At 61.3% G+C, this 18,091-nt stretch carries 16 protein-coding genes; 11 read left to right on the top strand and 5 right to left on the bottom strand.

Going from position 1 to position 18,091, the window contains the following annotated elements; translation table 11 throughout:
* The first annotated feature begins 9 nt into the window (after positions 1-9).
* From mrdA to ABN482_RS10010, 4 genes are all read left to right on the top strand, one after another.
* Positions 10-1,989, top strand: a complete 1,980-nt coding sequence (gene mrdA / locus ABN482_RS10025) for a penicillin-binding protein 2 (protein WP_349503856.1) — start codon at positions 10-12, stop codon at positions 1,987-1,989.
* Positions 1,986-3,122 (top strand): rod shape-determining protein RodA, encoded by a 1,137-nt coding sequence (gene rodA, locus ABN482_RS10020; protein WP_349503855.1) that lies wholly within the window; start codon positions 1,986-1,988, stop codon positions 3,120-3,122. The genes mrdA and rodA overlap by 4 nt, the downstream gene beginning before the upstream one ends.
* A gap of 166 nt (positions 3,123-3,288) precedes the next feature.
* Positions 3,289-3,711, top strand: a complete 423-nt coding sequence (locus ABN482_RS10015) for a DUF2946 family protein (protein ID WP_349503854.1) — start codon at positions 3,289-3,291, stop codon at positions 3,709-3,711.
* Positions 3,712-3,962: 251 nt separating this feature from the next.
* A complete protein-coding gene (locus ABN482_RS10010; RefSeq protein ID WP_349503853.1) occupies positions 3,963-5,852 on the top strand; it encodes a TonB-dependent receptor in 1,890 nt (629 codons plus the stop codon).
* A gap of 27 nt (positions 5,853-5,879) precedes the next feature.
* On the opposite strand, the gene ABN482_RS10005 is transcribed toward ABN482_RS10010, so the two are convergent.
* Entirely contained in the window at positions 5,880-7,370 is a 1,491-nt protein-coding gene (locus ABN482_RS10005; protein WP_349503852.1) for a PepSY domain-containing protein, read from the bottom strand.
* A gap of 198 nt (positions 7,371-7,568) precedes the next feature.
* On the opposite strand from ABN482_RS10005, the gene ABN482_RS10000 reads away from it, so the two are divergent.
* A complete protein-coding gene (locus ABN482_RS10000; protein ID WP_349503851.1) occupies positions 7,569-8,477 on the top strand; it encodes a cation diffusion facilitator family transporter in 909 nt (302 codons plus the stop codon).
* Between the two features lie 21 nt (positions 8,478-8,498).
* Here the strand turns inward: ABN482_RS10000 and mutY are convergent, their stop codons facing one another.
* The 4 genes from mutY to ABN482_RS09980 form a co-directional block, all read right to left on the bottom strand.
* Positions 8,499-9,599 (bottom strand): A/G-specific adenine glycosylase, encoded by a 1,101-nt coding sequence (gene mutY, locus ABN482_RS09995; protein WP_349503850.1) that lies wholly within the window; start codon positions 9,597-9,599, stop codon positions 8,499-8,501.
* 4 nt (positions 9,600-9,603) lie between these two features.
* Positions 9,604-10,512 carry a cell division protein FtsX gene (locus ABN482_RS09990; RefSeq protein WP_349503849.1) on the bottom strand — a complete coding sequence of 303 codons (909 nt, stop codon included), beginning with the start codon at positions 10,510-10,512 and terminating at the stop codon, positions 9,604-9,606.
* Positions 10,509-11,186 (bottom strand): cell division ATP-binding protein FtsE, encoded by a 678-nt coding sequence (locus ABN482_RS09985; RefSeq protein WP_349503848.1) that lies wholly within the window; start codon positions 11,184-11,186, stop codon positions 10,509-10,511. The genes ABN482_RS09990 and ABN482_RS09985 overlap by 4 nt, the downstream gene beginning before the upstream one ends.
* 88 nt (positions 11,187-11,274) lie before the next feature.
* Complete coding sequence (locus tag ABN482_RS09980; RefSeq protein ID WP_349503847.1) at positions 11,275-13,188, bottom strand: putative bifunctional diguanylate cyclase/phosphodiesterase; 1,914 nt, start codon at positions 13,186-13,188, stop codon at positions 11,275-11,277.
* A 141-nt stretch (positions 13,189-13,329) separates the two neighbouring features.
* Here ABN482_RS09980 and ABN482_RS09975 point away from each other — a divergent pair, with 141 nt between their 5' ends.
* From ABN482_RS09975 to ABN482_RS09950, 6 genes are all read left to right on the top strand, one after another.
* Positions 13,330-14,517: an amino acid ABC transporter permease gene (locus ABN482_RS09975; RefSeq protein ID WP_349503846.1), complete on the top strand. Its 1,188-nt coding sequence runs from the start codon at positions 13,330-13,332 to the stop codon at positions 14,515-14,517.
* Between the two features lies 1 nt (position 14,518).
* Positions 14,519-15,577 carry an amino acid ABC transporter permease gene (locus tag ABN482_RS09970; protein ID WP_349503845.1) on the top strand — a complete coding sequence of 353 codons (1,059 nt, stop codon included), beginning with the start codon at positions 14,519-14,521 and terminating at the stop codon, positions 15,575-15,577.
* Positions 15,574-16,314 (top strand): amino acid ABC transporter ATP-binding protein, encoded by a 741-nt coding sequence (locus tag ABN482_RS09965; protein WP_349503844.1) that lies wholly within the window; start codon positions 15,574-15,576, stop codon positions 16,312-16,314. The genes ABN482_RS09970 and ABN482_RS09965 overlap by 4 nt, the downstream gene beginning before the upstream one ends.
* Before the next feature lie 65 nt (positions 16,315-16,379).
* On the top strand, positions 16,380-16,568 hold the full coding sequence (locus ABN482_RS09960; protein WP_109063133.1) for a DUF3460 family protein: 189 nt from the start codon (positions 16,380-16,382) through the stop codon (positions 16,566-16,568).
* Between the two features lie 7 nt (positions 16,569-16,575).
* Entirely contained in the window at positions 16,576-17,457 is an 882-nt protein-coding gene (locus tag ABN482_RS09955) for a segregation and condensation protein A (RefSeq protein WP_349503843.1), read from the top strand.
* 90 nt (positions 17,458-17,547) lie between these two features.
* Positions 17,548-17,904 (top strand): DUF2946 family protein, encoded by a 357-nt coding sequence (locus ABN482_RS09950; protein WP_349503842.1) that lies wholly within the window; start codon positions 17,548-17,550, stop codon positions 17,902-17,904.
* Positions 17,905-18,091 lie beyond the last annotated feature (187 nt).

The raw sequence follows: 18,091 nt of genomic DNA, 5'->3' as shown, positions 1-18,091 counted from the left end.
AGCGCGACCATGTTCGAATTCAAGGGCATCGGTCAGTTCCAGCGGCAGCGTTTCCGGTTGCGGGTCGGCGTTGCCCTGCTCGTGACGCTGTTGGGGCTTGGTGTGCTGGGCTGGCGTTTCTGGTTCCTGCAGGTCGAGCGTCATGAAGGGCTGGCAGCCCGGGCCGACCGTAACCGGCTGGCCATTGTGCCGCTGCCGCCGCGGCGCGGCGACATCCTGGACCGCAATGGCGAGGTGCTGGCCCGCAATTACCGGACCTATACGCTCGAAGTCGTGCCGGCACACGCCGGCGATATCGACGAACTGCTCCAGAAGCTGTCTCCCGTGGTCTATATCTCGCCGGTCGAGCAACGTCGTTTCCTGCGACGCGTGCAGGAATCCGGGCGCTATGCGCGGATTCCCCTGCGCACCAGTCTCAATGACACCGAGGCTGCCTGGTTTGCCGTCAACGGCTGGCAGTTTCCGGGTGTCAACCTGCATGCTCGCTGGGTGCGGGAGTATCCGCATGGCGAGGTGGCCGGCCATGTGCTGGGTTATATCGGTCGCATCGATGACAAGGATGTCGAATGGCTGGAGGAAACGGACCAGTTAGCCAACTACCGTGGCTCTGATGTGATCGGCAAGAAAGGGGTCGAAAAGACCTGGGAGTCCAGCCTGCACGGGCAGACCGGCTTCGAGGAGGTCGAGGTGACGGCCACCGGCCGGCCGGTGCGTACGCTGCGGCGAGTCGATCCCGAGCCGGGCAAGGACCTGATGCTGTCCATCGATCTCGGGCTGCAGCAGATGGCCGAGCGCTTGTTTGCCGGGCGACGTGGTGCCCTGGTGGCCATCGAGCCGGAAACCGGCGAGGTGCTGGCCTTTGTGTCCCAGCCGTCGTTCGACCCGAACCTGTTTGTCGATGGCATTGATGTCGAAAACTGGAAGCAGTTGCGCGACTCGCCTGATCATCCACTGCTCAACCGTCCGCTTTACGGCACCTATCCGATCGGTTCGACCTACAAGCCGTTTGTGGCGCTGGCAGCCCTGGAACTGGGCAAGCGGCGGGCGACGGATCGTTTCTACGATCCCGGGTTCTTCGAGTTCGCCGGCCAGCGGTTCCGTAATGCGGGCTCCGCAGCCTATGGTTCCATTGACCTCAACCGGGCGCTGGCGGTGTCTTCCGATACGTATTTCTATGCGCTGGGGCCGGATATCGGCGTCGATGCCCTGCACGATTTCATGCAGCCTTTCGGCTTTGGACAACTGACGGGTATCGATCTCGATGGCGAGCGGCGCGGCATCCTGCCTTCGACCGACTGGAAGCGGGGCTATTACCGGGAGCGCGAGCAGCAGCGCTGGTATACCGGCGAGACCATTTCGGTCATGGTGGGGCAGGGCTACAACGCCTTTACCCTGTTGCAACTGGCACACGCCACGTCGGTGCTGGCCAATGATGGCGTCGTCATGAAGCCGCACCTGGTGCGGGCCGTGCGCGAGGCCGGCCAGGATATCGAAAAGGATGTGCTCACAGAGCCGACCAATATCATTCCGCTGCAGCAGGCCAACCTTGATGCAGTCAAGCAGGCGATGGTAGCGGTCACCCAGACGGGGACGGCCCGGCGCGCCTTTGCAGGCACGCCATACAGCGTGGCTGGCAAGACAGGAACAGCCCAGGTGTTCAGCCTGCGTGGCGGCCAGTATCGCGCCAGCCAGATCGATGAACGCCTGCGCGACCATGCCCTGTTCATGGCATTCGCACCTGCGGAAAAGCCCAAGATTGCCCTGGCGTTGATTGTCGAAAATGCCGGCTGGGGGGCTTCTATCGCGGCACCTCTGGCTCGCCAGGTATTCGATTACTGGCTGGCTTCTCCGGAGCAGGGTGGGCATGCCGCATCGGCTGCGCTGATCGAGCGGGCTGGTGCCGCATCCGATGTCGAGGCGGTCCGTGTGCCTGGTGCTCGGGCGGCTGCGGCCGCTGCAGCAGACACCCCGGGCGAGGAGACACTGTGAAAAGGCTGGGACAGTGGCTGTGGCGTGTGGTGACGGCTTTTGATTGGCCTCTGTTTGGACTGCTGGCCATGCTGGCGGGCCTGGGCATGACCATCATGTATTCTGCCGTTGGCAATACGGGAGGGCGCTTCGAGGATCAGTCACGCAACCTGATGCTGGCTCTGATGGCGATGTGGGCCGTGGCGCTGGTGCCGCCAGCCTGGCTGCGCAAGTGCGCTGTGCCATTCTATGTGTTGGGCATCATTCTGCTGCTGGGGGTCGAGTTTTTTGGCGAGACCAGCAAGGGTGCCACGCGCTGGCTGCATCTTGGCGTGGTGCGGATCCAGCCTTCCGAAATGCTCAAGATTGCCGTGCCGCTGATGCTGGCCTGGTATTTCCATCGCAATGACCAGCAACTGCGCATTCGCGACTTCCTGGTGGCGATCGTGCTGCTGGGCATTCCCTTCATCCTGATCGTCAAACAGCCCGACCTGGGGACAGCCCTGCTGGTGCTGGGCACCGGCTTTTTCGTGATCTATTTTGGCGGGCTGTCGTTCAAGCTGCTGGTGCCGGTCACGGTGATCGGCATTGCCGTGCTGGCCGTGGTGGTCGTGAACGAGGATGCCCTGTGCGAGCCTGGCGTGGACTGGGTGGTCCTGCACGAGTACCAGAAGCACCGTGTCTGCACGTTGCTCAACCCTGGTTCCGACCCGCTGGGCAAGGGTTTTCATACCATCCAGTCGATGATTGCCATCGGTTCGGGCGGGCTGTATGGCAAGGGCTACATGCAGGGTACGCAGACGCACCTGGATTTCATCCCGGAACGGACGACCGATTTCGTGCTGGCGGTCTTTGCCGAAGAGTTCGGCCTGTACGGCTGCATCATGCTGCTGGTGCTCTACCTGCTGCTGATCCTGCGTGGCCTGGTGATCGCCTGGCAGGCCGACACCCAGTTCGGTCGCCTGCTGGCCGGGGCATTGTCGATGATGTTCTTCATCTATGTATTCGTCAACGTCGGCATGGTCACGGGCGTGCTGCCCGTGGTGGGCGTGCCGTTGCCCTTCCTGAGCTATGGCGGCACGGCCTTGCTGACGCTGGGCATTGCCTGCGGGATACTGATGAGCATCAGTCGGCATCGCGAAAAGCCGGATTGATCTATCCGGTTCTCAGCCAGTAGTACATATCTGCCATCGAGTTCGTGGCCTGTCGGCATGCCTGCGAAGGTAACGCTGCGAGTGATTCCATGAAGCCGGGATTTCATGGAAATCATTGATTTATGCTTGGTTTTGGCCTGAATCCCCTATGCTAGAATCAGCCACCATGTTGCGCATACGTTTCAATCTGTATCGACAGTTTGCCTCACGATTATTGTTGTGGCCCTTGCTGTTCGTACTGGCGTTGCGTGCCTTGGTACCCATCGGCTATATGCCTGGTCAGGGCGTGCAAGAGCATGGTTTTGGCTTTGATCTGTGCGTGGGCTCGGATCGGAGCAGCCAGGAAATTCTGGCCAGTTGGCGAGATCAGAGCGCCGACGCCGAAGACAGCGGCGTGGCAGGTTCTGCTCCCTGCGTGTTCTGTCTCCTGACTTTCCTGTCCGCGGATCTGCCGCCCGCGGGAGTTGTCGCCAGCGTACCCTTTTTCTTTCTGATTGCCGACCTGCTGCCTGTTGGCACGGTTGTCGCCCGACTGCCGCAGGCAGTCGGCTCCCCTCTTGGGCCTCGCGCTCCACCTGTCTTGCTGTGATCTGAGTTTCTCATGGTTTGTCCTGCGGTAGCGCCGCAGGGTTTTCTTTGCTCATTTCGCAGGGCCGGCGAGTTCCGCCGGTATGTCTCATGAAGATCAGTTTTACACACACACCATTGGCACTTGCTTTGGCGCTGAGCGGTTTCAGTGCATTTTCTGTTCTGGCTCAGACTGTGCCGCCCGCACAGGTCAATGGCCCATCTACTGTACTCACGCTTGGTCAGATCACTGTTCCCAGCAATACAGCCGGGATGCAGAGCGTTACCGATATTCTGACCTCGGTCGATGTGCTGGGGGCCGAAAGGGTGGAAAACCAGACCGTCGACTATAGCTGGGAGCTTTTCAGGCAGGCTCCGGGGGTACAGGTTACGGAATTCAAGCAGGGGACGGATGCCGGACGGATTTCATTTCGCGGATTCAATGCTGAAGGGCGTATCAATGCCGTCAAACTGTTGATCGACGGGATTCCCAGCAATGAAAATGGTGGTGGGATGGGCTATCTGGATAGCGTATTTCCGCTCAATATCGACGCCATCGAAATCGTGCGGGGCACCAACGATCCGCGCTATGGTCTGTACAACATTGCCGGTAATGTCAATGTGCTGACGCGCACAGGGGGGGATGATGGGCAGGCGAGGCTGACGGTGGGCAGCTTCGGAACTCGCGAGGTACAGATTGCCAAAGGGCTTGAAACTGGCAATTGGACCCAGAACTATACGGTGGCCTGGCGTGATTCCGATGGCTACCGTGATCATGCCGATGCCGACAAGTTTGCGTTGTCCGGAAAGTGGCTGCATACCAGCGACGACCAGCGCTGGGTGGCAGGCTTGAGCGTACGGGGATATCGGAACAGGGCGCTTGAAGCTGGCAACCTGACCGAAGAGCAGGCCCAGGACAATCCACGCATGTCGCCTGATCATTCTTCCTCGGATCGGAGCAAGCGCGATATCGGGCAGGTCAGCCTGTTGCTGGATGGGCAATTGACCGATGAACTGGCGTGGTCTTCAAGGGTTTATCTCAATTACTATGAAAATGATCGATGGATCCGTTTTACAGAGGCTGGCCAACAGCAGGAACGCTATAACCGTGAAACGCATTATGGCGTCCTGTCGCATCTGAACTGGACGCCTGCGGCTGACGGGTGGCGCAACTTCATGGTAGAGGTCGGTGCCGACCTGCAGCGCCAGGACAATATCAATCAGCGCAACAGAACGAGAGAGCGGGTCACCATCAGCCCTATTCGTGACTGGGATTACACCCTTGATACGGCAGGTGCCTATGTACAGGTGGTGTGGCAACCGGTAGAGCGGCTCAAGTTGATTCCAGGCTATCGCATCGATCATATCGGCGGGCATTTCAACGACAGGCTGACAGGACAGTCGGCATCAACCTATGACTATGGATTGATTCGGCAGCCCAAATTCAGTGCCCTGTACGAGTTGACCGATCAGGCAACCGTTTATGCCAACTGGGGGCGGACTTTCCAGATTGGCGTAGGGCGGGACAGCTATCAGGTCAGCCAGACGCAGCTCAAGCCATCCATCAACACAGGTTGGGAGGCAGGTATCAAATGGCAGCCTTCCGACGACCTGAATATGCGTGTGGCCTACTGGGAACAGCGGGCGACGGATGAAGTACACACGGTACTGGGTGTCGACGGATTTTCGGGTGATGTCGCCAATATCGGTAAAACGCTGCGGAAAGGGTTCGATATCCAGGCCAATCTGCGCCTTGATGCAACCCTGTCGGCATGGTTGTCATATTCTCACCAGAGTGCCAAGATCGTTGAGCCGGCACCGGGGGCATTGGATACGCGTGGCCGTCAGGTTGAAAATGTGCCGCGTTATCTTGTCGGCTTTGGCGTGGACTGGCGTCCCCTGCCACGCTGGAAGTTTTCGGCCTGGGGCAATGGGCAATCCAGCTACTATGTCGACCGAACCAATACCCAGGGTAAATTCGGTCAATATATTGTTTTCAATCTGGGCGCGACCTATGCCTGGCGTCCGGATCTCGATATCGGTCTGCAACTCAAGAATGTGGCCGATCGGAAGTATGTGTATTCCTGGTATGACAGTGGCTCCAGAGGGTTTTCGCCTGCAGATGGCCGAGGCTTGTATGCAACGCTGAACTGGAAGTTCTGATCATCGGCCAGGACTGTTCTCGCCGTGTCAGGACGGCTGGTGCCGCAGGTGGCGCCAGCCTATGACGATACCGCTCAGGGAAACGATGATTCCGCCGATGCTCAGCAGGATCAATACGATATTCCGGGTGTGGTGGTAGGCCAGCAGCTCAGGCGTGTCCCAGCTATGCAGGAAATAGAAAAGCCAGCGCCATGTTCGCTGCGCCTGGGTCAGCACGGCGGATACTTCGCCTGTCTGCAGATCAATATAGATGCGTGTGCGTGCAGGGTCCTCGAAGTCCAGGCGCAATGCAGGCAGGTGCTGTATGGCCGCGCCATTCATGGCTTCGGGATGGCGCTGGTAGTAGTAGGCATCGAAGCGGGTCAGTATGCGATGCTCCGCCAGTGGCCAGGGCAGCAGCTTGCGGGCTGCCTGCAGTACTTTCTGGTCGGGCCAGGTGGTGCGAATGCTCAGTCCGCCCGGATCTGCCATGACCAGCCGGGTGTGTGCCTGTGCGTCATATGCCACCACATGGTCCATGCCATCGAGCCGCGACCATTGGAGTTCTACTGCGTAGAATGCCTGTTCCTGGAGGCGTGCCAGGATCGCGGCAGGATTGGACAGCGCCGGGTCTATGGGGGCCGTGGGGCCCTGATATGCCTGCAGATCGGGTTTGACTGTATTCGAGAAAACGACCCCAGCTGGATTCATGGCCATCAGACCACTGAAAATCCAGGTGCAGACGATGGCACCGAACAGCAAACCGATGATGTGATGCCAGCGCATCCAGCCTTGTCGATAGGGGCTATGGCTGCCGGAGCGATAGGGACGGCTGAATCGCCAGCGCCAGATGCCGACGACGATGCCGCTGACGGATGACAATAGACCGATGCCGGATAGCAGGATCATGGTCCAGTTCCAGACCGGATCGGTGGAGTGATTCCTGAAAGGATACAGCCAGTGCATCCAGGCACCGACATAATTCCAGTATTGCTGTGCCTGCGGCGCATCCAGTACGACCTGTGCCGTAGACGAGGAAACATACAGCAAGCCGGCATTGGGTGATTGCGTGTCTATCCTGTGCAGGGGGCGATGCTTGTCCAGACTGCGCGAATGTGTCCAGCGATCCTCCTGGATGAGGGTGTCGTAGCGCATGGGCGTATCCGGCAGGTACGCCTGTGCTGCTGCCAGGGCCGTCGCGGGAGCCTGCGCGTCGATCTCCTTGGCGTCGTGGGCGTTGCGACTGCGGCTTGTGCCAGCCTGGGGTGCAGTGATGTAGATCGGCTGATTGCCTATGGATGTCAGGATGAATGGTGCGCCTGGCGTGTAGGATGGCAGCGCTGTAATTGGCCGATACTCCTGATCGGCATTCAGGGCAGACAAGGCCCCCAGCCGTTCCCACGGCGTCAGCTTGGGATAGCCGACATAAAGCATGGTGATCCCGCTGATGAACCAGCACAGCATGAGCAGGCAGCCGGCAATGCCGGTCCAGCGATGCAGCGCATACGTCAGTTGCACGAGACGGGTGCGTATTTTCATGAAACAGATGCTCCAAAATCAGGCATCAGTAGAACATGTCCTCAAATGTGTGCTGCTTGACCCTTCGCAAATTGACCGGGCATGTTCGCAGAATCGAGAGCGTTTAGTGTTGATACGCAAACGTCTAGGCGGTATCCGGCGATATGATGCCGCATGGTGTGTACGACACGCCCCTGAAGCAGGAGAGCCATTTTTGCCATGACTATCGTCCGCAGATCCCTGGCGCGCTATGCGCTGCTGTCCATTGCCGGTGCGATACTGACCATCGGCCTCAAAGGCTGGGCCTATCAGTTGACGGGTTCGGTCGGACTGCTGTCCGATGCGCTGGAATCGGTCATCAACCTGGTGGCTGCCGTGCTGGCGCTGGTGGTATTGATCATTGCCGCCCGACCTGCAGACGCGTGCCACCCTTTTGGGCATGAAAAGGCCGAGTATTTCGCCAGCGGGGCCGAAGGTCTCCTGATTCTGGTGGCAGCGGTGCTGATCATCGATTCGGCATTGCCGCGCCTGTTCGATCCCCAGCCGCTTGATCAGGCCGGGCTGGGCATCGCCATTTCGGCATTGGCTTCCCTGGTCAATTATGGCATTGCGCGGGTACTGGCGCAGGCCGCACGCCGATACGAGTCGGTGACGCTGGCAGCCGATGCCCGACACCTGATGACCGATGTCTGGACCACGGCCGGTGTGCTGGCCGGGGTGGCGGCGGTGACGCTGACCGGATGGCACTGGCTGGACCCGGCAATTGCCCTGGCCGTTGCCCTGCACATCATCTGGGCAGGCTGGCACCTTGTGCGCGATGCCATTGATGGCCTCATGGACAAGGCGCTGCCCGCAGAGGAGCAGGCCGCGCTGGTGCAGGTGCTGGAAGGTTACTGCGAGCGCGACAGGGTGCAATACCATGCCCTGCGTACGCGCCGGGCGGCTTCGCGCCGTTTTGTCTCGGTGCATATCCTGGTGCCGGGGGCCTGGAGCGTGCAGCAGGGGCATGATCTGCTGGAGCGGATCGAGGCTGATATGCGTGCGCGGCTGTCCGGCATGACCGTCGTCACGCATCTGGAACCGCTGGAGGATCCGGTGGCCTGGGATGATCCCGGCCTGGATGGCTGATACCGCGCCGAAGCGCGAGCTTCAGGTGTCGATCAGGCTGTTCTGCTGCGACGCATAGAGCCCGGACAGCAGTTTTTCGACTGGAGCGGGCAAGCCAAGGCGCGCCAGTTTTTGCCGTTCGGCCCACATCATATCGGGTGGGGCAGGCGGGCAGGGAGCCTGGATGTTCACCTGCAGCAGCCAGGGCTGTATGGTCAGTCGGAAATGCGTGAACACGTGCTCGAACGCAGCCAGTTCGGTCTCCTCGCCCAGTGGTGTTTGAGAGGCGGGTTGCCGGTGAGCGGCAGGCCACAGCAACGTGTGGGCCGACTCTGCCGGCGTGTGTGATTCATCCGCTTCCGGCAGGCTCCACAGGCCGCCCCAGATACCTTGGGCGGGCCGGCGCTGCAGCAGTACGGATGGGCCGTACTCGATGATCAGCATCCGGGTACTGCGGCGTGGCTGAACCTTGCGTGCACGGGGTGTGGGCAGCAGGTGCTGGCGTCCCTGGATGCGGGCCTGGCAATCGCCTTGCAACGGACAGATCGGACAGGAGGGGCGGCTGCGTGTGCAGAGCGTGGCACCCAGATCCATCAGGCCTTGCGTGTAGGCGGGCATGTCGTCGCCCTGTTCGGGCAACTGGGTCTCTGCCAGCGTCCAGAGGCGATTTTCCACGTCCTTGCGGCCGGGGTCGCCCTCGATGGCAAAGTAGCGGGAGAATACCCGCTTGACGTTGCCGTCCATGATGGGACTGCGTTCATGGGCAGCAAAGGCAGCCACGGCCGCCGCCGTGGAACGGCCGATGCCGGGCAGGGTGATCAGGTCGGCCGCACGCGTTGGAAAGCGGCCATTCCATGCCTGCATGACGGTCTGCGCGCACTTGTGCAGATTGCGTGCCCGGGCGTAGTAGCCCAGCCCGGCCCAGAGGGCGAGTACATCGTCCTGCGGGGCGGCAGCCAGGGCGGCCACGTCGGGAAAGCGCGCCAGGAAACGTTCGTAATAACCGATGACCGTGCTGACCTGTGTCTGCTGGAGCATGATCTCCGACAGCCAGATACGGTAGGGGTCGCGCGTGTTCTGCCAGGGCAGCGTATGGCGTCCATGCACCCGCTGCCAGGCGATCAGGTCTTCTGCCAGGCTCATGGTTTCAGAAGCGGGTGCTGCGCGTGACCGACCAGCGAGCCGACAGGGCACCCAGCAGGGCAATGGCCAGGATGGCGGTCAGCAGCCAACTGCCCGAAGGCAGGCGCAGGATGAACTCGGCATCATAACTGCGCGCCAGATCGAACAGGGCCCGGTTCAGCGGCCTGAGTGCCAGGGCGCTGAGCACGATGGCCATCAGTGCCGCCAGGGTGCAGGTGAGCGCACCCTGGTAAAGGAACGGACGCCGGACGAAGGATTCGGTCGCGCCCAGCAGGCGGGCTACCGAGATTTCCTCGCGCTGCGACAGCGCCTGCATGCGTACGGTATTGAATACGGTTGCCAGCACGACCAGCGCCACGCCCAGGGCCAGCAGCCCCAGGCCGATGCGGGCAAAGCGCAGCAGCGCCTCCAGGCGCTGCACCCAGGCACTGTCGAGCTGGACGCGCTCGACGCCTGGCCACTGGCCCCATTGGCGAGCCAGCAGGTCGGCCTGTGCTGCAATATCGTCGGCGTCGCGCAGGGTGGCGACGATGGCGTCGGGCAATGGGTTGTCGGGCAGCGCAGCCAGGGCATTGGACCAGGCCGGATGTGCCTTCAGCTCGGCCAGGGCCGCTTCTCGGGGCACCACACGCACGGATTCGATCAGGTCGGCATGTTCGGTCTTGATGCGATCTGCCAGTCCGGCCCGCTCGGCTGGGGTGATGTCGATCTTCAGGAACAGAGTCAGCTCAGGCTGGATGGAAACTTCGCGAGCCACTGGCTGCACCGATTGCAGCACGCTGGCACCCAGCAGCGGGATGGCCAGCGCCAGGGCAATCACCAGCAGGTTGCTGAGCGAGGAGAACGGCTGGGCCAGGAAGCGCCGCAGCGTGATGCCGAGCGCGTAGCGGTGTTGCTGCAGCAGGGTCTTCATGCAGACTCCCCTGCTCGCAGGTCAAGGAAGCGGCCGGGTTCGACCCTCAGGATACGAGTGGCGTTCTCGGCCATCAGGGCCTCGTCGTGGGTAGCGATCAGGGTGGTGACGCCAACCTGGTTGAAATCGCGAAAGACCGACATGATCAGGCGGGCACTGTCCTTGTCGAGATTGGCGGTGGGCTCATCGGCAATCAGGATGGCCGGGCGATTGACGATGGCCCGGGCGATGGCCAGGCGTTGCTGTTCGCCACCGGACAGTTCGATCGGGTTGAAGTTTTCCTTGTCGAGCAGGCCGACCTTGCCCAGCGCCGCCCGTGCCCGTGCCGCCGCCGACTGCGGGGACTGGCCGGCGATGATCAGCGGCAGGATGACATTCTGCAGCACACTGCGGTCGAACAGCAGGTGGGTATCCTGCAGGATGATGCCGACAGCGCGGCGCAGGTAGGGCAGGGCGCGTGCGGGCAGCTTGTCGATCCGCTGGCCATTGACCTGTACCGAACCGCGGCTGGCATGTTCAAGGCCGGCGATCAACTTGAGCAGTGTCGATTTGCCGGCACCTGAGGGCCCGGAGATGAACACCAGTTCGCCTGCGCCGATGCGCAGGCTGATATCCGCCAGGATATTGCGGCTGTTGCGACCGTAGGACTTGAAGACGTGCTGGAGCTCGATCATGATGACACGCAAAAGGGCCAGCCGCCATATTAACGCCGATTGCCTGCATCGAGGCTGCTTCAGCGCTTTCCATGCATTGCGTTACAGGTCAGAAAAAAGTGTCGAGTTGCGAGGCGGGCAGCGGCCTGGAGAACAGGTAGCCCTGTACATGACGGCAGCCAAGGCTGCGCAGGGTATCCAGTTCGGCACCCGTTTCCACGCCTTCCACGACGCAGTCCAGTCCCATCTCCTGGCTCAGGCTCAGGAGCGAGCGGACGATCTTGTAGCTGGCGGGGTTGTCCTGGATATGGGTCACGAAACTGCGGTCCACCTTGATGGTGGTCAGTGGCAGCGTATGCAGGCGGATCAGGCTCGAGTAGCCGGTGCCGAAATCATCCAGGGCCAGGCCGCAGCCCAGTTGGCGCAGCTTGTCCACGGCAGCCTTGGCCTGGTCGAAATGCGTGGTCATGGCCGTTTCGGTGATTTCGAGCTGCAGGCGCGACGGATTGATGTCGTTGCGCTGGATGATGTCGAGAATGCGGCGGATATGGGTCGGCGAGTTGATGTCGTGTGCCGACAGGTTGAAGGACAGGTAGATGTGCGCGGGCCAGAGCCGTGCGGTGTCCAGGGCCTTCTGCAGCAACAGCAGCGTGATCTGGCTGATCAGGCCGGTGCGTTCGGCAATGGGGATGAAGGCGCCGGCGGGGATGTTGCCGAGCGTCGGATTGTGCCAGCGAGCCAGTGCCTCGAAGCCGGCGGCCTTGCCGGTGGTGATGTCGACGATGGGCTGGAAGGCGAGCGAGAGTTCGGTGCTCAGGTCGGACGTGAGCAGTGCCTGTTCGATCAGCGCGTTGCGGCAGATTTCCTCATGATGCTGGCGCGAGAACAGGATGGCGTGTCCGCGCTGGGCCTTCTTGCTGGCATAGAGGGCGTAGTCGGCATATTCGAAAAGGGTTTCCGCATCGGCGGCGATGTCGGGGGCGCTGGCAAAGCCGATCGAGGCCGAGATCTGTACCTGTACATCGTCAATCGCGAAAGGTACCCGGATGGCGGCGCAGAGATCTTCTCCCAGCCGCAGCAATTCGGCATCGTCATGTGGGTGCGAGATGATGACGGAAAATTCGTCACCGCCCAGCCGGGCCAGGAAAAAACGATTGTCGCAGACCGCCTGCAGCCTTTGACCGACCTGGTTGAGCAGGCGATCGCCCAGCGTGTGGCCGTGGATGTCATTGACCGGCTTGAAGCCATCGAGATCCATGATGCCCACGCTCAGGCGCGTTTCGTTGAGACAGGTCTGGATATGCAGCTGGTGCAGGGTCGAGAAAAAACTGCGCCGATTGGGCAGGCCGGTCAGGCTGTCCATGTTGGCGAGCCGGAAATTCTCATTGCTGAGGGCCTGTGTCTGGTGTTGTGCCTGTACTGTACGGGTGAAGTCCTTGTAGTACACGGACAGCAGGATCAGCATGACGGCCGATACCAGCACGGTATTGACGGTCATGGAAATGAAGGAGGGATGGCCGGAGATGCCGAAGAATATGGCAAATGCGGTATTGACGATCAAGGCCACGATCAGCGCGGCCGAGCGCAGGTGCATCAGGCAGAAGATGCAGCCGATCACGGTGATCGCCATGTAGAATGCCACATGCCCCTGCATGTAGGGATCGCCGTAGGGAAACAGCGTCAGGCTCCACAGCACGAAGGCCGCTGCCAGCAGGACGGCCAGCCAGTTGGTCTGGACCAGCATCCGCCGGGCCTGCTGCGGCGTGGGCGATAGATTGCGTGAGCGCCACCAGAGCAGCAGGCGCATGATGCAGATCATGGTCAGCGCCAATGGCGCGTAGACGCCCAGCTCTATCGGCAGGCTATGGATATGGCCTGCCGTGATGGCCCAGGTGTTGACCAGCAACAGGCAGTACAGGATGGGAATATGCCTGGACAGGGCGCGGCACTGCGCCACCAGCAGATGCGGGTCGGATGGTACCGAGAGCAGGGCGGCGATTTTGTTCTGAAGCTTGTGCAGCATGAATGTTAGATTGCTTCATACGCATGTGCCCCCCAAGGCGATATTGCCTTACACGCGCATTTATTACATTTGGTAAGTGATGTGCAAGATAGCATAGTCGCGGGATACAGCCAATAGACCTAAGTTGTATAGAAACTATCGATGCAGTACGAATTCTTACCTGTTCTGGCACGCCTGCGTGCCGCCCTGTCCTGGCGCCGGCCCGGTGTCCGGGCCTTCGTCTACCAGGTGCTGCTGGTGGCACTGGTCGGCTGCGGCGTCTGGTACCTGGTGTCAAATACGTTGGCCAATTTGACGGCGCGCAATATTGCCACCGGTTTTGGTTTCCTGCAGGGCGAGGCGGGCTTTGCCATCGGCGAGTCGTCGATCGCCTATGCGCCTGCCGATACCTATGCCCGTGCCATTCTGGTCGGGATCGTCAATACGCTCAAGGTGGCGCTGGCCGGCATCGTGCTGGCGACGCTGCTGGGCACGCTGATCGGTATCGCACGGCTGTCGCGCAACTGGCTGGTGGCCCGGCTGGCGGCTGTCTATGTCGAGGTGATGCGCAACATCCCGTTGCTGCTCCAGCTGTTTTTCTGGTACGCCCTGATTACGGAAAGCCTGCCGGGGCCGCGCCAGGCGCTCAATCCGTTGCCCGGTGTGTTCCTGTCCAATCGAGGCCTGCAGTTCCCGGCTCTGGTGGGCGACAGCCTGCCGTGGCTGGCCGTCGGGCTGGCCGCGGCAATCGTGGCCGGCGTGCTGCTTGGTCGCTGGTCGCGACGCAGGCAGGCGGCAACGGGGCAGGTATGGCCGATGGCACGGACGTGGCTGCTGCTGGTGATATTTGGGCCGCTGGCAGGCTGGCTGTTGTCCGGTGCGGCGCTGGCACTGGATATGCCGACACTGCGCGGTTTCAATTTCACGGGAGGCATGCAACTCACGCCTGAACTGGCGGCGCTGTTGGCAGGGCTGGTGATCTATACCTCCGCCTTCGTGGCCGAGGTGGTGCGTTCGGGCATACAGGCCGTGGCAGATGGACAATGGGAGGCGGCCAATGCGCTTGGTCTCAAGCGGCACCTGGCGCTGCGGTTGGTCATCCTGCCGCAGGCCTTGCGCGTGATCGTGCCGCCCATGACCAGCCAGTACCTGAACCTGACCAAGAACAGTTCATTGGCCGTGGCGATCGGCTATCCGGATATCGTGTCCGTGCTCAATACCGTAATCAACCAGAGCGGGCAGGCCATCGAGGGCGTGCTGATCATCATGGCGGCCTACCTGACGGTAAGCCTGACCATTTCGGTCTGCATGAACTGGTACAACCGGCGCCTTGCCCTGGCGGAGCGCTGAGATGATGCAGCAGGCCTGGACCTGGGGCCGGCGACACCTGTTCGCCACGCCCTTCAATATGCTGCTGACGGCACTGGCACTCTGGCTGGTGATGATGACCGTGCCGTTCATGCTGGACTGGGTGCTGTTCTCGGCCCGCTTCAGTGCAGACTCCGCAGCAGAATGCCGCGATGCTGCGGGAGCCTGCTGGGCATTCATCGCTGAAAAACATCGTCTCATCCTGTTTGGCACATACCCCTACGATGAACAGTGGCGACCGCTGCTGGCCAGTCTGGTCTTGATCGGCGTGGTGGTGTGCAGTTGCCTGCGCCGTTTCTGGGGGCCGCGTCTGTTACTGGTATGGGGGCCGGGGCTGCTGGCTTCGGCCGTGCTGATGTGGGGCGGTGTGGCAGGCCTGCCGTATGTGGATAACAGTCGCTGGGGCGGCCTGCCCGTGACCCTGATGCTGTCGATCTTCGGCATCGTGTTTGCCTTCCCGCTGGGCGTGCTGCTGGCATTGGGGCGACGCTCGCAGATGCCGGCGGTGCGTGCCCTGAGTGTGGTGTATATCGAGCTGATCCGTGGTGTGCCGCTGATCAGCCTGCTGTTCATGGCCTCGGTCATGCTGCCGCTGTTCCTGCCCGCCGGCGTGACGATCGACAAGCTGCTGCGCGCCCAGATTGCCATCATCCTGTTTGCCGCTGCCTATATTGCCGAAGTGGTGCGCGGCGGCTTGCAGGCCGTGCCGCGCGGCCAGTACGAAGGGGCCGATGCGCTGGGGCTGGGCTACTGGCGGCAGATGCGGCTGGTGATCCTGCCGCAGGCGCTCAAGACAGTGATCCCGCCGCTGGTCGGCATTTTCATTTCGCTGTTCAAGGATACGTCGCTGGTGGTCGTGATCGGGATCTTCGACCTCACGCTGGCGGCCAAGGCGGCACTGGCCGATGCCGCCTGGCGCGGTTTCGGCGTCGAGGCGTATGTGTTCATCGCCGCCATCTATTTCGTATTCTGCTACGCCATGTCGCGCTACAGCCGGCACCTGGAGCGGGAGCTGGATACCGGACGGAGGATAGACCCATGAGCGACCCCATCATCCGGATGCAGGGTGTCAACAAGTGGTACGGAAAATTCCATGTGCTGCAGGATATCGATCTCGAAGTGGCGCGTGGCGAGCGCATCGTGATCTGCGGCCCCTCGGGCTCGGGCAAGTCGACCCTGATCCGCTGCCTGAACCGCCTGGAAGAGATCCAGCAGGGCTGTATCGTGATTGATGGCACTGAACTGGATGGCGACTTGCGCCATGTCGAGCAGGTACGGCGCGATGTCGGCATGGTGTTCCAGCATTTCAACCTGTTCCCGCACCTGACGGTGCTGGAGAATCTCACCCTGGGGCCCATCTGGGTGCTGCATCGGCCCAAGGCCGAGGCCGAGGCGGTCGCACGGCGCTACCTGGAACGGGTGCGGATATCCGAGCAGGCCGACAAGTATCCCGGCCAGTTGTCGGGCGGACAGCAGCAGCGGGTCGCGATTGCTCGGGCATTGTGCATGGCACCGAAGATCATGCTGTTCGACGAGCCGACCTCCGCGCTCGATCCCGAGATGGTCAAGGAGGTGCTCGACGTGATGGTGGAGCTGGCGGGCGAGGAGGGCATGACCATGCTCAGCGTGACGCATGAGATGGGTTTCGCGCGGCGCGTGGCGGACCGGGTGATTTTCATGGATGGCGGGCGGATCGTCGAACAGAACACGCCGGACGCGTTTTTCGACAATCCGCAGCATGAGCGGACGAAACTGTTCCTGAGCCAGATACTGCATTAGGTACACAGGTAGTAAACTCCCGGTTGGGACAGTTCCGTCCGTTTTCATCCTGACAGCAGACCACCATGGCCAACAACTTCGAATCCGAAATCACCTGTTTCCTGAAAGACCTCAAGAAGGCCCATCCCGATATGGAAAAGAAGCAGATCGACGGCCGCGCCCGCCTGTGGGATCGCGAGATCGATTTCGAACTGCAGGAAGGCTACCAGAACGCCCGCGTGCCGCAGAAGGCCTACGTCTACCAGACCAACTGATCTGCGCATGCAGCCTGCGGCCGTTCCGGATACTCAGCTTGATGCGCTGGCCCGGCCTGCGGTCGATAGTACGCCTGACGTCGTCGATCATGTTGCGCTGGCGCGGCTCTATGGCGAGCCGCTGTTCCAGTTGCCGCAGGATCTGTACATTCCGCCCGATGCTCTGGAAGTTTTTCTCGAAACTTTCCAGGGGCCGCTTGATCTGCTGCTGTACCTGATCCGCAAGCAGAATTTCAATGTGCTGGATATCCCGATGGCCGAGGTCACGCGGCAATATCTGACCTATGTCGAGCAGATCCGGGAACACAATCTCGAACTGGCTGCCGAGTATCTGCTCATGGCGGCGCTGCTGATCGAGATCAAGGCCCGCATGCTGTTGCCGGTGCGCAAGAGCGATTCCGGCGAAGAGGTCGAGGACCCGCGTGCCGAACTGGTTCGCCGCCTGCTCGAGTACGAACAGATGAAGCTGGCCGCACAGGGTCTGGATGCGCTGCCCCGCGTGGGGCGTGACTTCCAGGTGGCGCAGGCGATGCGCAACCTGGTGTTCGAGCAGATTCCGCCCGATGTCAGTGTCGATGACCTCAAGCAGGCCTGGCTCGATATCCTGCGCCGGGCGCAACTCAACGCAAGTCACCAGATTACGCGCGAGCAGTTGTCGGTGCGCGAACACATGTCGCTGATCCTGCGCAAGCTGGGTAATGTCCGCTTCATGGAATTTGCCGAACTGTTTGCCGACCGGATCGACAGCGGAGATGGCCCTGCAGTGGTCGTGGTCCATTTCCTGGCGATGCTCGAACTGGCGCGCGAGTCGCTGCTGGAAATCACCCAGGTCGAACCCTATGCGCCCATCTACGTGCGCCTGAGTTATACGACGCTCCAACAGGCTTGATACAACGCAACCTGGGAACGGGTGCGCCCCTGTAGAATCCGTTCCATGCTGCACTGGTGCCGGTTACGGCTTCGCTCCATCGCTTTGCTCATGTTCTGTACCCTGGTTGTCCAGGGGCCGGTGTTGAGCGCATTGACAGCCTGGGGTACGTCCCAGGGGCGTCAGGTCGAAGTCATCATCTGCAACCCCGGTGGCATGCTGACCATGATGATCGACCTGTCAGGCGATAACGACACGCCGCTCGATCAGGTCGCCAAGCGCATGCCGCAATGCGTGTTCTGCAAGATAGGCATTCCCTTGCCGACGTTGTTTGCCGCGCTGCTGTTCCTGTTGCTGCCGGTTGATGCCGGTCGCGCCGATTTTCCTCCCCCTGATGCTGCCGTTGCCCTGCCTGACGATCCGTCATGGCTGCGTGTGCCGGTACGTGCGCCTCCCGTCTTTTCCTGATCCTGCCCCTGCCTGATTGATGGCCCGGCAGGCGACCGCATGCCGGTTGCCTAGCTGATCGACGCCTGTCGTTTCCGGTCCTGAACATGGCTGCGGGCAGATTGCCGTCCCGGCGGCATTCCCTGTGGATGTTTCGCACGCTTTCTGTCCCTGTCTGGCGCTGCTTTGGCTGTGCCGGAGGGGTGTG

This window comes from Corticimicrobacter sp., assembly GCF_040137905.1.
Classification (GTDB): Bacteria; Pseudomonadota; Gammaproteobacteria; order Burkholderiales; family Burkholderiaceae_B; genus Corticimicrobacter.
The sequence above is the reverse complement of the archived record's forward strand: the minus strand, read 5'-3'. Positions and strand labels throughout refer to the sequence as shown.

Coding starts and splice junctions, on each gene's coding strand:
- mrdA (WP_349503856.1), top strand. CDS start 10: ATGTTCGAATTCAAGGGCATCGGTCAGTTCCAGCGGCAGCGTTTCCGG.
- ABN482_RS10015 (WP_349503854.1), top strand. CDS start 3,289: ATGTTGCGCATACGTTTCAATCTGTATCGACAGTTTGCCTCACGATTA.
- ABN482_RS10010 (WP_349503853.1), top strand. CDS start 3,963: ATGCAGAGCGTTACCGATATTCTGACCTCGGTCGATGTGCTGGGGGCC.
- ABN482_RS10005 (WP_349503852.1), bottom strand. CDS start 7,370: ATGAAAATACGCACCCGTCTCGTGCAACTGACGTATGCGCTGCATCGC.
- ABN482_RS10000 (WP_349503851.1), top strand. CDS start 7,569: ATGACTATCGTCCGCAGATCCCTGGCGCGCTATGCGCTGCTGTCCATT.
- mutY (WP_349503850.1), bottom strand. CDS start 9,599: ATGAGCCTGGCAGAAGACCTGATCGCCTGGCAGCGGGTGCATGGACGC.
- ABN482_RS09990 (WP_349503849.1), bottom strand. CDS start 10,512: ATGAAGACCCTGCTGCAGCAACACCGCTACGCGCTCGGCATCACGCTG.
- ABN482_RS09985 (WP_349503848.1), bottom strand. CDS start 11,186: ATGATCGAGCTCCAGCACGTCTTCAAGTCCTACGGTCGCAACAGCCGC.
- ABN482_RS09980 (WP_349503847.1), bottom strand. CDS start 13,188: ATGCTGCACAAGCTTCAGAACAAAATCGCCGCCCTGCTCTCGGTACCA.
- ABN482_RS09975 (WP_349503846.1), top strand. CDS start 13,330: ATGCAGTACGAATTCTTACCTGTTCTGGCACGCCTGCGTGCCGCCCTG.
- ABN482_RS09970 (WP_349503845.1), top strand. CDS start 14,519: ATGATGCAGCAGGCCTGGACCTGGGGCCGGCGACACCTGTTCGCCACG.
- ABN482_RS09965 (WP_349503844.1), top strand. CDS start 15,574: ATGAGCGACCCCATCATCCGGATGCAGGGTGTCAACAAGTGGTACGGA.
- ABN482_RS09960 (WP_109063133.1), top strand. CDS start 16,380: ATGGCCAACAACTTCGAATCCGAAATCACCTGTTTCCTGAAAGACCTC.
- ABN482_RS09955 (WP_349503843.1), top strand. CDS start 16,576: ATGCAGCCTGCGGCCGTTCCGGATACTCAGCTTGATGCGCTGGCCCGG.
- ABN482_RS09950 (WP_349503842.1), top strand. CDS start 17,548: ATGTTCTGTACCCTGGTTGTCCAGGGGCCGGTGTTGAGCGCATTGACA.